Here is a 13,362-nt window from a genome sequence, read left to right on the forward strand (position 1 = left end):
CTAAAACTTTTATTTCTTCCTACTGCATTTGCATTGGTTTGCCGTACTACTGCGTTGTTTGCAGCTTGCCGCCTTGCATGAAAAATATGCTTCAATTATAACTTCATTGAAGCTAACGCTTTAGTTTCGCAGAACCCAGCCTTAGCTGTATCAAAAAGTTGTTTCAAGTAGTCCTTCTATTCAACTGGACGATCTACCTTACTAGTGCGCTTGTGGCGGCGGAAGCGCCACAATTGGCGCACAGCGTGGACGGTGGTGGAAAGCCCACCGGCCAGCAGCAGGAATATCAGAGGCACCACCAACAGATAAGGCGCAAACCACAGCAGCAGCACCAGTGCCAGCATACCAATGCCCAGGCTCAGGTAGGATTTGGCTTCGTTTTCATCCACCGTGCGCGTGCCGTAGAAGTTGCCGCGAAACATGCTGGAAAGCTGCAGCAGCTGGCGTGCTGCTGCTTGGGCACTCTGGCGACTGTGCCGCTTCTTGGAGAGCACTTGGTGGCGCCGGCGTAGGGCGGCACGGCGTTCACTGCTGTTGAGCACAATTTCGGTGGCGTTAGTAAGGTCTTGCAGAAACATCTGCTCCAACTGGTACACCACCACTGCGTCTTCGATTACCACGTCTAATTCACGATTGAGATACCAGCTGGCAAAGTTGAGATTGGTCGAGCCCACGCGCGCCCATTGGCCGTCGGCAATGGCACTTTTGGCATGAATCATCGGGCCGTCCCATTCAAACACGCGCACACCGGCCTCCAAGAGGCTGCGGTAGCGGATGCGCGACACGCGGCCTATCCAGCGTATATCGGAAGTGCGCGGCACCAGGATGCGCACGTCCACACCGTCGTTGGCGGCGTTGATAAGGGCTTGAGTGTAGAGGCGGGTGGGCATGAAATAGGCATCGGTAAGCCACAGGTTGCGCCGCGCTAGTGCCAGCGCGTTCAAATCCAGCCGCATCATATTGTTGTTGCTGGGCGTGGTGGCCACCACGCCGGCGCGCACCGTACCAGCGGCGGTGCCGTCATAAGGGGTGATGTTTTCAGGTAGCCTTTCGCCTTGCGAGCGCAGCGTGTCGGACAAAGCCTGCGCTACTTCGGCCACCACCGGCCCCTGCAGTTTCAGCCCGGTATCGCGCCACGGCGCCACGCCTGTGGCCGGATTGCCTTCCCAGGCGGAAGACACACACAATCCGCTCACGAAGGCGGTGTGGCCGTCTATCACGAAGGATTTGCGGTGGTTGCGCGAGAGCAGGCCGATGCCGCTGGCAAAACCAGGCGGGTTGTAGGCCACCACTTGCGCGCCGGCCTGCTTGAGCGGTTCAAAAAAGCGGCACACAGCCGGCCACAGGCTGCCGATCCAATCGTACACCAGCACCACGTTCACGCCCTGGCGGCATTTTTCCACCAGCAAATCGCGCAGCCGCACGCCGAAATCGTTGGCGGCGAAAATATACATTTCAATCAGCACATAATGCTCGGCAGCAGCCACCGCCTCCAGCCAGGCGGGAAAGTTCTCGCGGCTGTCTTGCAAGAGTTGCACGCTGTTGCCGCCATGCATTTCGCTGCTGCTGGAGCGCGCATGCAGCTGGTCAAGCAACGGCTGCGGGTGGTCGAGGAGGAGGGTGCGGTTGGGCATGGTGTATTTCGTGTGGGTTTGGTTTGTTTGAAGTTTCAGGTAGCCTTTTAACCAGATTGGTTTGCTATCTAGTAATCCAATTTTTGAGCCAGCACGGCGGCAAGGCTGCTGCCAACAGGAACGTCTAGGTAATCTGAGCCTGAGTCTTTCATCACAATTAAAGGGTTGAGCTGCCCGAAATCGTAACAATAGAACACGCCTCCACCATTGAATGCAATCGGCAGCAAATTAGGCGCGTAATACCAGAACTGGTAGCTAAAATAATAAGATACAATTTCTGCTGGTGAGAGTAGCCAAAATCCTGCCCATTGCCCGTGATACCGCCGCGCACGGAATATTGCCAAAGCTGCATTAGCTCATTGGGGATATATAAAGTGGGGCGGCAGGCAATATCCGGTGGCGCTAAGTTGTGCTGCGTAAGATTCAAGATAGTTTAATGCATTGGCGTGTTCGGCTTCGGGCAAAGGGGCACGGAGTGCGGCAATGTCGTTTGGCGTGGCAGGAGGGTGTCGGTCGTGAAATTCAAATGATTGATACCACATTGCTTTATTCCTTCAATAGTTCTTCAATGAAATATGCTTGCAAAAGGATTTGCAGGCATTCCAGCTGGCCATATGGGGCAAATCAAGCCAGTAGCGCAACGAAAGACTATTCTGCTGCTATTACATTTTCAGGTAGCCTGTAGCCTTTAAGTTTGCCGATGGATAATGCGGCGGATCAATAGTCGGTTGGGAGCGAGGGCGGCGGCCACTTCTGGTTCGGTTGGTAGCGGCTGCCCCAATAGCTGTGCAGCTACCAGTTCGCTACACAGCGGGGCGGTGGCGAGGCCGCGGCTGCCGTGCCCGCTGTTCACAAACAGGCCGGGCAGGTGGGGGCAGGGCAGGTCGGGCAGGCGGTAGTTTTTATCATGGGAGAGTTTGGCGTATTGCACGCGCATCGCTGCCCAGTCGCCCAACGCGCCCACGGCGGGTAGATGGTCGTAGCAGTCGGCGCGCACGGCGGCATGGCCGGATTGGTAGGCGGGCAGGGCGGCGGCGAGTTCGGGCGAGAGTTGCGCCAGTTTGGCGTGGTTGCCGTCGTCTTCTGCGGCACGCAACTCGCTGCTTTGCTCGTTGGGCACGAAACTGGCGCCGAAACAGTGCTGATGACGATATTCCGGCGAAATATAGGCATCGGCGCTCAGGGCGCAGCGCAACCGACGGCTGAAGGGCGAGGCATCGGCCAGGCTGGTTTGGCCGCGGATGAATTGCAGCGGCAGGGCTTCGGGCAGGATGTCGGCCAATTGCTCGGCGCCACAGCAGAACACGATGTGGCTACCTGAAAAAGTCTGCATGCCTTGCGGCGTTTGCACGGCAAGCCGCCATTCGCTGCCGTGGCGTTGCAGATTGGTGAGGTGGTGTTGCGTGAGTACCCGGATGTGGGGGGATTCGAGCAGGGCGGCGGCGAAGGAAGGCGGGTTGAGCCAAGCGCCCTGCGGCCAAAACAGGCCGCTCTGCCCGCCCAGCGGGATGCCGGAGCGTGCTTCGGCCTCGGCGGGGCTGACGGCGTAATAAAGATGGCGGTTGGCGCGTTGCTCGGCCAGCTCGCGGTTGCGGCGGATTTCGCTCTGATTGTGGTTGAGGTGCAGCACGCCGCAGGCTTGCCAATCCGGGCTATTGGGCAGAAGGTGTTCGAGCAGGCGGCGGCTGTAGCCGTAACTGCCGAGCAGGAGGCGGGTTTGTAGGGTGGGGTGAGCGGAGATTTTGGCGTAGAGCAGGCCTTGCCGGTTGCCGGAGGCGGCGCGGGCGGGCTGATTGTTTTGCTCGAGGATTAGGCTGCTGATGCCACGTCGGGCGAGGGCGTGGGCGGTGGCCGCGCCGGCAATGCCGCCGCCGATAATCAGTACACGTTCCACAGGGATGGGCGGCGGGGCAATTTGCCAGGGCTTGCTTGGGCTAGCCTGTTGCGGTACAGGCGAACTGTTTTGCCAAACCAGTTCGCCGAAGCCGTATTGCGCCAACCCGGCGGCCGCGGCGGCGGGCAGCAGATAAATATCGCGTTGCAGCGGGTTGGCATCGGCGGGGATAAAGTTGGCGGCGAAGGCGGCGCAACTTTTCAGGTAGCTTTTATCGGGCTCATGGAGGCTACCTGAAAAATCGTCGCTGAGAAAAATGCAGGCAGCACGGGGATGCTGGGAGATGGCGGCGGCAAGCTCTTGTTCGGCGGGGATGCCTTGCCAGATGAGGGCGGGGGTGGTCATGGCGTTTGCCGGCTGGTGCGGGCGGGAATGGGAGACGGGAGGCAGTATAGACAGAAGCAGCTGGTGGCGGCAACTTTGGCTTGGCGCGTTTCGGCGGCATCAGGCAAAAGGCTACCTGAAAGCCTAGTGTCAACAAAATTCAAACCGCTGCCAGTTTTCAGGTAGCCTTTTACAAACTAAACTTCTCCGAATGCTTGAAATGCGCTTGGCTGCCCCCAATTTGCCGGGCAATGAAGCTTTAGCCATCCTATTCAACTGAAAACAATAACCGAGAAGATAATGACCCAATCCCAGCATAACCCCGCTGAAATCCGCACCTTGCCGATGTTGCCGCTGCGCGACGTGGTGGTGTATCCGCATATGGTGCTGCCGCTGTTTGTCGGCCGCCCCAAATCCATTGCCGCGCTGGATGCCTCCATCGAGCAAGACGGGCCGGTATTCCTTTTGGCGCAGAAAAATCCGGCCAACGAAGACCCCGGCACAGACGATTTACACACCATCGGTACGCTGGCCAATATCCTGCAAGTGCTGAAATTGCCCGATGGCACGGTAAAAGTGCTGGTGGAAGGCATGCAGCGCGCCCGCGCATTGGCCGTGAACGACAGCGGCGATTATTTCCAAGCCGAAATTGAAGTGCTGGCTGCCGAAGAAAATACTGATAGCCACGACTACGAAGCCCTGCGCCGTACGCTTTTGGCGCAGTTCGACCAGTTCATCAAGCTCAACAAGAAAATCCCCGGCGAAGTGGCCGGCACCATTCACGGCATCACCGACCACAGCCGCCTGGTGGACACCATTGCCGCCCATTTGCAGCTCAAGTTGGAGCAGCGGCAGGAGATTTTGGAAATCACCGATGTGGCCGAGCGCATGGAACACCTGCTTGGCCAGCTGGAAGCCGAGTTGGACATTTTGCAGGTGGAAAAACGCATCCGCGGCCGGGTGAAGCGGCAGATGGAAAAATCCCAGCGCGACTATTATCTGAACGAGCAGGTAAAAGCGATTCAGAAAGAGTTAGGCGAGGGCGATGAACGCGAAGAGCTCGACCAACTTGAACAGCAGGTGCGTGAAGCCGGCATGAGCAAGGAAGCGGAAGAAAAAGCGCTGGGCGAAATGAAAAAGCTGCGCATGATGCCGCCGATGTCGGCTGAGTCTTCCGTGGTGCGCAACTATATCGAAACGCTGGTAGACATTCCGTGGAAGAAGAAAAGCAAGGTTAGCAAAGATATTGTGCAGGCCGATTTGGTGCTCAATGCCGACCACTATGGCTTGGAAAAGGTAAAAGAGCGTATTTTGGAATACTTGGCGGTGCAAAAACGCATGAACAAGCTCAAAGGTCCGATTCTGTGCCTGGTGGGCCCGCCCGGCGTGGGCAAAACCTCGCTTGGTCAATCTATTGCCAAGGCCACCGGCCGTAAATATGTGCGCATGGCTTTGGGTGGCATCCATGACGAGAGCGAAATCCGCGGCCACCGCCGTACCTACATCGGCTCGATGCCAGGCAAAATCATGCAGAATATGATTAAAGCTGGCGTGAACAATCCCTTGTTCCTGCTGGACGAAATCGACAAACTCGGCCGCGATTTCCGCGGCGATCCGGCCAGTGCGCTGTTGGAAGTGCTCGATCCGGAGCAAAACCACTCCTTTGCCGACCACTATGTGGAAGTGGATTTCGACCTGAGCAACGTAATGTTCCTCGCCACTTCCAACAGCATGGACATCCCGTCCGCGCTGCTCGATCGCATGGAAATTATTCGACTCTCCGGCTACACCGAAGACGAAAAAGTAAATATTGCCATGCAATATCTCGTGCCCAAGCAGATTGAACGGAACGGAGTGAAGAAAGGCGAAATCGATATTCAAGAAAGCGCAGTACGAGACATCATCCGCTACTACACCCGCGAAGCCGGCGTACGCTCGCTTGACCGCGAAATCGCCAAAATTTGCCGTAAGGTGGTGATGAAGCAGGTATTGGAGCAAGACAAAAAAGCCAACACCAAACGCGCTGCTGCGCCGCAAATCGTGGTGGTGGATGCCGCCAACCTGCACGAATACCTCGGTGTGCGCCGCTTCGATTACGGCGTGGCCGAAAACGAAAACCGTGTCGGCCAGGTTACCGGCCTGGCGTGGACAGAAGTCGGCGGCGAGCTGCTTACCATCGAAGCTGTTGCGCTCAAAGGCAAAGGTAATATTTTGCGCACCGGTAAGCTGGGTGATGTGATGCAGGAATCTATTTCTGCCGCTTGGAGCGTGGTGCGCTCGCGTGCCGAAGTATTGGGCATTGCACCGGATTTCTACGAAAAAACCGATATTCATGTGCACGTTCCGGAAGGTGCTACGCCCAAAGACGGCCCCAGCGCCGGTATCGGTATGACGCTGGCCATCGTGTCCTCGCTCACCGGTATTCCCGTGCGTGCCGACGTGGCCATGACCGGTGAGATCACTCTGCGTGGCGAAGTATTGCCCATCGGCGGTTTGAAGGAAAAACTACTAGCTGCTCTGCGCGGCGGCATCAAGCATGTGCTGATTCCGCAGGAAAATGTGAAAGATTTGGAAGAAATTCCGCAAAACGTGAAAGAAGGGCTGGAAATCCATCCGGTGCGCTGGATTGACGAAGTGCTCTCCTTCGGCCTGGAATACCAGCCGCAACCTTGGCAGGACATGCTTGCGGCCGAACCGAAAACCCCGGCGAAATCCGGCGGCCACGCCACCAAGCATTAGGGAGAAAGTGGCAGGCTTTGTTGTGTGAAAGGCGCAAACCTGCCACTTTAGCTGAAAATAGCCGCCTGCCAGCCGTTTATTTGCTTGACCGATGATTTTGAACTTGCTATAAAGCAGCCTGTTGCAGACAAACGCATTGGTGCCGACCACAATCGGCCGATTCTTCATTACTCCTCAACTAGAAAGGGACTTAACGTGAACAAGTCTGAATTGATTGAAGCGATTGCCAAGGAAGCTGACATTTCCAAGGCTGCTGCCGGCAAGGCACTGGATGGTTTTACCAAGGCTGTTACCACCGCTCTGAAAAAAGGCGACACCGTAACTCTGGTGGGCTTCGGTACTTTCTATGTGGGCGAGCGCGCCGAACGTAAAGGCCGCAACCCGCAAACTGGTAAAGAACTGATTATTCCAGCCGCCAAATCTCCGAAATTCCGTGCAGGTAAAGCGTTGAAAGACGCGCTGTAAACCGCACCTTCTTGCATAAATGAAAAAAGACAGGGCTTTCTGCCTGTCTTTTTTCTTGCCTATGTTTTCAGGTAGCCTCTTATGCTTGGCAGTGCAGCGGAGGATTCTGGCATTAAATAAACTGTTTGGAGTTATATCGCGGATTAAATTTGCTTTCGATACAAGGCAGCGAACCGCAGATGATATTCACAGTGCAGTAAAGTCAGCCAAGGCCATCGAGAAAGTTAAGTTAATTCGCTATAGCCCGCCACCCGCAGAACCGTTACAATACTGCATTTAATTTTCACCACGTTTCCTTTTTATTTTTATGTTTGCCATCGTCGAAAAACACCGCCGCCTGTCTCAAGTGCTCCTGGGGCTGATTACTGTTACCTTTGTGGGATTCGGTGCTCAAACCCTCACTTCTGGTATGCACAGCAGCTATATCAGCAAAATCGGCAACACCCACATCACTGCCGATCAAGTGCAGGAACTGTTAAGGGAAGCGCCGCGCCATAGCGACCAACCCATCAGCAAAGACGATGTTTACCAATCGCTGGTGCAGCAGGCCTATTTCGATCAGGGTGCGGCAGAACTGGGCGTTGGAGAACTTTCTATTGAGCAAATCAAGGGCGTGATTACGCGCGATCCTTCATTCCAAGTCAACGGCCAATTCAGCTCCGAGCAATTTCAAGCTTACCTGCGCCAAAGAGGTATTACTGAAGACCGGCTGATTGACGAAATGCGCAGCCAATACCGCCGCCAAACCCTTATCAGCCTGCTGAGCAACGGCAATATCGTTAGCGACAGCCAGGCAAACCAAATCCTTGCTCTTACCGGCAGCGAGCGCGAGCTGCGTACTGCGCCCTTCAATGCGACCGATTTTGCCAGCAAAGTACAGCCTACTGATGCCGCCTTGCACAGCTATTTTGAAGCCAACAAAGCCAAATATGCCTTGCCTTTGGCAGTGAAACTTGAGTTTGTTGATTTGAACGTGGAAGAGCTGGCCAAACAGCAAACTGTGAGCGCGCAGGAATTGCAAGAAGCCTACCGCAATCTGCCCACCGTCGCCAGCGAAGCCAAACCGCCGTTTGAGAGCGTGAAAGCTCTGTTAGAAGAGAGCGTGCGTCAACGCAAAGCCGCACAAGCCTTGGGCAATGCACGCGAGCAGTTGGCACAATTGGCTTTCGACAATCCGGACAGCCTGCAAAAAGTAGCGCAGGAAATGAAGCTGCCGCTGCAAAAACATGAAGAATGGCTCAGCCAGCCCGAAGCTGCCGCCGCCAAGCTGCCGCAAGCCGTGCAGGAAGCCATGTTCAGCGCCGAGGTGATCGAGCGCCGTCACAATTCTGAAGTATTGGATATGGGCAACGGCGTATTGCGCGTGTTGCGTGCTACCGATGTGAGCAAGGCCCGCAATCAAAGCTTTGAAGAAGCCAAGGAAGCGGTGCGTAAGGATTATGTGGCCGTGGAGAGTGCCAAGCTGGCACAAGCTGCCGCTGCTCAAGCCTTGAGCAATCTGCAAGCCGGTAAGGCAGTGGATAACCTGCAATGGAGCAATCCGGAAAAAGCCAGTGCCACCCAGCTGCAACAAGCCGTTGGCCTGCAAAACTTTGCCGCCATCGTGAAAGCCCATCCGCAAAACGGCAAACCCGGCTACGCAGTGATTACCCTGCCCAACGGTAATGCCGCCTTGGTGGAGGTACGCGCCATTAGCCTGCCGGAAAACAGCAAACAGCAGTTGCCGGAGCTGCGCCAACAAGTTGCTGGGCGCAATACTGAAGCATTCTACCGTCAATATCTGCAAGTGCTGCAACGCAAATACCCGATACAGCATGGCTCGCAGAAATTGGATCGGGATGAAAACTGATTGATTTTGCCGCTTGAAAAAGCTACCTGAAAGTTTCAGGTAGCCTTTCTATTGCTGCAATTATACTTGGAGCAAGCCGACGATTCAGCTTAACCCGCTGCCAGATTGTGCAGCTCACGCACCGCATCGGCAATCTCGCCCGCCGTCAGGCCGATGGGGCCGATGCCTCGGGCAGCCAGCAGCTCTGCCGCCGTGCCGTGCATCCATACTGCCGCGCAGGCCGCATCTTGCATGGGCAGATGTTGTGCCAGCAGGGCAGCCATCAGACCGCTCAATACGTCGCCGCTGCCGGCGGTGGCCAAGCCGGGGTTGCCGCTGTCGTTTTCATACACAATCCGCCCGTCTGGCGTACACACCAAGGTTTTCGCACCTTTGAGCACCACATAGCTGCCGTAGCGCTCGGCAATATTGGAGGCCGCCAAATAGCGGTTACCCTGCACCTCTTCCACTGTAATACCCAGCAGGCGTGCCGCTTCCAGCGGATGAGGTGTAAGCACCACATTATTGGGCAAAAACATTGTTTCTACCGCCAGCAGGTTCAGCGCATCGGCATCCAGCAGCAGCGGTGCATCAGTATGGATGGCCGCTGCCGTGGTCTGCTCCAACAGCTGACGCGAGGCATCGCTCATGCCCAAGCCGCAGCCAATAGCGTAAACGCTGATGTCGCGCCGCTGCACCAGCTGCGCGGCGGTGGTGATCATGATTTCCGGATAATTAGGCAGATACGGTATCGGCAGGCTGTTTTGCGCAAAACCGAGCCATACTTTGCCCGCCCCGCCTTTCAAGGCCGCACTGGCCGCCAGCACACCGGCGCCGGCCATGCCGGCCGCGCTGCCCACCACAGCCACCGTGCCGAACGTGCCTTTATGGCTGTCTTCCGCGCGTGGTTTGATTAAAAGGGGGAAACGGAAACGGGCAGTATGCTGCCACTGCGCCAACTGCTGGGATAAATCTGCCATATCAAACCTCGTGTTATTCAATTAGACAAATGCCAAGCAAACGGCATACCGAGAGTACGGCCATTACGCCGAATATTGAGCTAGGGCAAACACGGTGCGGGCCGCCATTGACCCGGGGCCAAATCCAGCTGCCACAAATCCAGCCGACCGATGCCCACACGCACCAGCCGCAGGCAGGGATAGCCCGCTTTGGCCGTCATACGGCGCACTTGGCGGTTTTTGCCTTCGCTGATGCGGATTTCCAACCAAAAATCCGGCACGCTCTTGCGCACCCGAATCGGCGGCACGCGCGTCCACAGGCGGTCGGTTTCCGATTTTTCAGGTAGCCTGATCTGCGCCGTGCGGGTCACGAAATCGCCCAAATCTACGCCGTGCCGCAATAAATCCAGTTTTGCTTCGTCCGGGCTGCCTTCGAGCTGCGCCCAATAGGTTTTCACCGTTTTGTGGCGCGGATCGGCAATTTTGGCTTGCAGGCGGCCGTCGGCCGTGAGCAGCAGCAGGCCTTCGCTGTCGGTGTCCAGCCGACCGGCAGGATAAACATCGGGCAGGTTGATAAACTCTTTCAGCGAGCGGTGTTTTTCGTGCGGGCTGAATTGGCAGATAACCCCATAGGGCTTGTTGAAAACGATTAAATCAGACATGGTGTGCAGGCCGGTTGGGGTTTCAGGTAGCCTTTTGGGCTGGAGTGGCTAGATTATATAGCTGAAATCAAAGCTATTCTAGCCACCTACGCCCGTATTTCCAAGCAATGCGAGCCATCCGGCGGTATAATCTGAGGCTACCTGAAAACGCAAGCTGCAACAAAGTTGGAGCGTAGCGAAATTTCTGCCAAGCCAAGGCCTAATTCCATCTACATAGCGAGAACACCATGTCCCCAGCCCCCATCCGCACCGGCCGTGCTGCCGACCAACTGCGCCCCATCAGCATCACCCCCCACTTCCTGCCCCATGCCGACGGCTCTGTCCTGATTGCCTGCGGCAACACCAAAGTGATCTGCACCGCCAGCATCGACGAATCCGTTCCACCCTTTCTACGCGGCAAAAATCAAGGCTGGGTAACCGCTGAATACGGCATGCTCCCCGCCTCCACCGCCAGTCGCATGCGCCGCGAAGCCGCCCAAGGCAAGCAATCCGGCCGTACTCAGGAAATCCAACGCCTAATCGGCCGCTCCCTGCGCGCCGCCGTAGATTTGAGCTGGCTGGGCGAACGCCAAATCCTGATCGATTGCGACGTAATCCAAGCCGACGGCGGCACCCGCACTGCCAGCATCACCGGCGCATACGTCGCACTGCATTTGGCTGTGGGCAAGCTCTTGGCCGCAGGCAAACTCGCGCACAACCCAATCCGCGAAGCCGTGGCCGCCATATCGCTCGGCATCGTCGGCGGCGTGCCCCTGCTTGATTTGGACTACCCCGAAGACTCCGGTTGCGACAGCGACATCAACCTCGTAATGACCGCCTCCGGCAACATCATCGAAATTCAAGGCACTGCTGAAGGCGCCGCCTTCAGCCCCGCCGCTCTCACCCAACTGCTCGCACTCGGCCAAAAAGGCATCGCCGAACTGCTGCAACACCAGCAAGCCGCCATTGCTGCTGCCGGCTAAGGCTACCTGAAAGCCGGTTTAACGCCGCAATCCATTTCAATTTCGTTGTAGCAGTATTTTCAGGTAGCCTCAAAGCGCGCAACAGGCTACCTGAAAACGAAGCTTCCGAAGGAAGATGAGTTTCTACGAAGTTAAAACGAAGTTCCCGAGGGAAGCTGAGTTTCTGCGAAGCTAAAACCTAGCTGCACCGAAGTTAAAACAAACTGCAATCAAAACGAAGGAAACCCATGAAACTCTACACCAGCCCCACTTCCCCCTATGGCCGCCTTATCCTGCTTGCCGCCCTGCTGCGGCATGATCTCGGTTTCGAGATTGCCTATACCAATCCGTGGGAAAACCCTGCCGCGCTCCAAGCCCTCAACCCCTTCTCCCAAGTGCCCGTTCTGCAAATCGACAGCAGCACCGTGATCGGCAATAGCCCGTTTATCTTGGACTTCCTGCTCGGCCACCCCCTGCACACCGCCGAGCAAACCGCCACCGCCGCCTTTGCCTTCTCCCTGCTCGACCAGCTGGTGAAACTCTTCGGCCTGCAAAAATTCAAAGCCGAAAACACCCCCGACCACCCGCTCACCGAACGCGCCCGCGCCGCCTGCATCCGAGGCCTGGCCGCTGCCCCGCAGCTGGATGCCGCCAGCGGCGATGTCGCCCACCTAGCGCTGGGCATGGCCTGGGTGTTCATGCAATACCGCCTGCCCGATTTGCAGCCCCACCTCAGCCCCGCCAACCAAAACGCATTGGCACAATTCACCGCCCGCGCCGACGTGCGCGCCGTGTCGCCGGAAAACTTGGAAACCCGCCCCGCCACCTTGGCGCAACTGCGGCAGGGTTTGGTTTAGCCCTATCCGTATTCCCGCCGATACGGCAAAGGCTACCTGAAAAACAGCGCCGCCGAATTTTCAGGTAGCCTGCCGTTATAGTGCGTACATCGTCCAAACAATACCAAGACAAGAAAGGATCACCAGCATGAGTACCCCGCAAACCGCCATCATCCCGGAAACCATCACCGCCGCCATTTATATCGAGGCCGACGTGCGCGACGACGCCAAAGTGAAAACCGCCTGCCGCGAAGCCCTCGCTGCGCTGGCCGACTGCCAAACCCGTTTCCCCGGCCACGATTTGGGCATGACCATCGCCTTCGGTGCAGACTTCTGGCACGGCCTGAACCACAGCGGCGAAGGCGAAGAAATCCGCCCCTTCGTGCCGCTGGGCAACGGCCTGTGCCCGGCCACCCAGTGCGATTTGATGATCCATATCCAATCCACCCACACCGGCCTGAACTACCTGCTGGCGGAAAAAGTGCTGGCCGCTTTCGGCGAATCGCTTGAACTGAAAAACGAAACCCACGGCTTCCGCATGCCGGAAGAGCGCGGGTTGGATGGCTTTGTGGACGGTACGGAAAACCCGCACGGCGATGAAGAAATCGCTTCCGTCGGCATCATTGCCGAAGGGAAAAGCGCGGGCGGCAGCTATGTGGTGCTGCAACAATACCTGCACGACCTGAAAAGATGGGACGGCATCAGCGTGAAAGAGCAGGAGCAGGCCGTTGGGCGCAGCAAAGCCGACAACATCGAATTTGCCCGTGAAGACCGTTTGCCCGATTCGCACCTGGGCCGCACCAACATCAAAGAAAACGGCGTTGGCCTGAAAATTGTGCGCCGCAGTCTGCCTTTCGGCCAAGTGAGTGGCGAGCACGGCCTGCAATTCATCGCCTACAGCGCCAGCCTGCACAATATCGACGAGCAGCTGAAATTCATGTTCGGCGAAAAAGACGGCAAAATCGACCTGCTGCTGAAATATATGTCCACCGCCAAACGCAGCGCCTACTACTACGCACCGAGCGTGGAGCGCCTGGCTGATCTGTGATGCTGCGGATTGGTTTGGTTGGCCGACAATAC

11 protein-coding genes are annotated in these 13,362 nt (G+C 56.8%); 6 read left to right on the forward strand and 5 right to left on the reverse strand.

Annotated elements, in window-relative coordinates:
• Nucleotides 1-176 precede the first annotated feature (176 nt).
• From A7P99_RS01980 to mnmC, 3 genes are all read right to left on the reverse strand, one after another.
• Entirely contained in the window at nucleotides 177-1,634 is a 1,458-nt protein-coding gene (locus A7P99_RS01980; RefSeq protein ID WP_067446940.1) for a phosphatidylserine/phosphatidylglycerophosphate/cardiolipin synthase family protein, read from the reverse strand.
• Between the two features lie 68 nt (nucleotides 1,635-1,702).
• Nucleotides 1,703-1,978 carry an SMI1/KNR4 family protein gene (locus tag A7P99_RS10375; protein WP_231863701.1) on the reverse strand — a complete coding sequence of 92 codons (276 nt, stop codon included), beginning with the start codon at nucleotides 1,976-1,978 and terminating at the stop codon, nucleotides 1,703-1,705.
• Nucleotides 1,979-2,322: 344 nt separating this feature from the next.
• Nucleotides 2,323-3,873, reverse strand: a complete 1,551-nt coding sequence (gene mnmC / locus A7P99_RS01985) for an FAD-dependent 5-carboxymethylaminomethyl-2-thiouridine(34) oxidoreductase MnmC (protein ID WP_067527709.1) — start codon at nucleotides 3,871-3,873, stop codon at nucleotides 2,323-2,325.
• A gap of 279 nt (nucleotides 3,874-4,152) precedes the next feature.
• On the opposite strand from mnmC, the gene lon reads away from it, so the two are divergent.
• From lon to A7P99_RS02000, 3 genes are all read left to right on the forward strand, one after another.
• A complete protein-coding gene (gene lon / locus A7P99_RS01990) occupies nucleotides 4,153-6,591 on the forward strand; it encodes an endopeptidase La (protein ID WP_067686329.1) in 2,439 nt (812 codons plus the stop codon).
• Between the two features lie 159 nt (nucleotides 6,592-6,750).
• Nucleotides 6,751-7,056, forward strand: coding sequence for an HU family DNA-binding protein (locus A7P99_RS01995; protein WP_161802039.1), 306 nt, complete (start codon nucleotides 6,751-6,753; stop codon nucleotides 7,054-7,056).
• Between the two features lie 307 nt (nucleotides 7,057-7,363).
• Nucleotides 7,364-8,905, forward strand: coding sequence for a peptidylprolyl isomerase (locus A7P99_RS02000; protein ID WP_067527711.1), 1,542 nt, complete (start codon nucleotides 7,364-7,366; stop codon nucleotides 8,903-8,905).
• Nucleotides 8,906-8,994: 89 nt separating this feature from the next.
• Here the strand turns inward: A7P99_RS02000 and A7P99_RS02005 are convergent, their stop codons facing one another.
• Entirely contained in the window at nucleotides 8,995-9,864 is an 870-nt protein-coding gene (locus tag A7P99_RS02005; protein WP_067686332.1) for an NAD(P)H-hydrate dehydratase, read from the reverse strand.
• An 80-nt stretch (nucleotides 9,865-9,944) separates the two neighbouring features.
• On the reverse strand, nucleotides 9,945-10,505 hold the full coding sequence (locus A7P99_RS02010) for a pseudouridine synthase (protein ID WP_067686335.1): 561 nt from the start codon (nucleotides 10,503-10,505) through the stop codon (nucleotides 9,945-9,947).
• Nucleotides 10,506-10,732: 227 nt separating this feature from the next.
• Between A7P99_RS02010 and rph the strand changes: the two genes are divergently transcribed.
• The 3 genes from rph to A7P99_RS02025 all read left to right on the forward strand — a co-directional run bounded on the left by rph (nucleotide 10,733) and on the right by A7P99_RS02025 (nucleotide 13,330).
• A complete protein-coding gene (gene rph / locus A7P99_RS02015; protein ID WP_067686340.1) occupies nucleotides 10,733-11,467 on the forward strand; it encodes a ribonuclease PH in 735 nt (244 codons plus the stop codon).
• Nucleotides 11,468-11,694: 227 nt separating this feature from the next.
• Complete coding sequence (locus A7P99_RS02020; RefSeq protein WP_067686344.1) at nucleotides 11,695-12,303, forward strand: glutathione S-transferase N-terminal domain-containing protein; 609 nt, start codon at nucleotides 11,695-11,697, stop codon at nucleotides 12,301-12,303.
• A 127-nt stretch (nucleotides 12,304-12,430) separates the two neighbouring features.
• Nucleotides 12,431-13,330: a Dyp-type peroxidase gene (locus A7P99_RS02025; protein ID WP_067446956.1), complete on the forward strand. Its 900-nt coding sequence runs from the start codon at nucleotides 12,431-12,433 to the stop codon at nucleotides 13,328-13,330.
• Nucleotides 13,331-13,362: the final 32 nt, after the last annotated feature.

This window comes from Eikenella sp. NML120348 (assembly GCF_001648435.1).
GTDB classification, from domain to species: Bacteria; Pseudomonadota; Gammaproteobacteria; order Burkholderiales; family Neisseriaceae; genus Eikenella; species Eikenella exigua.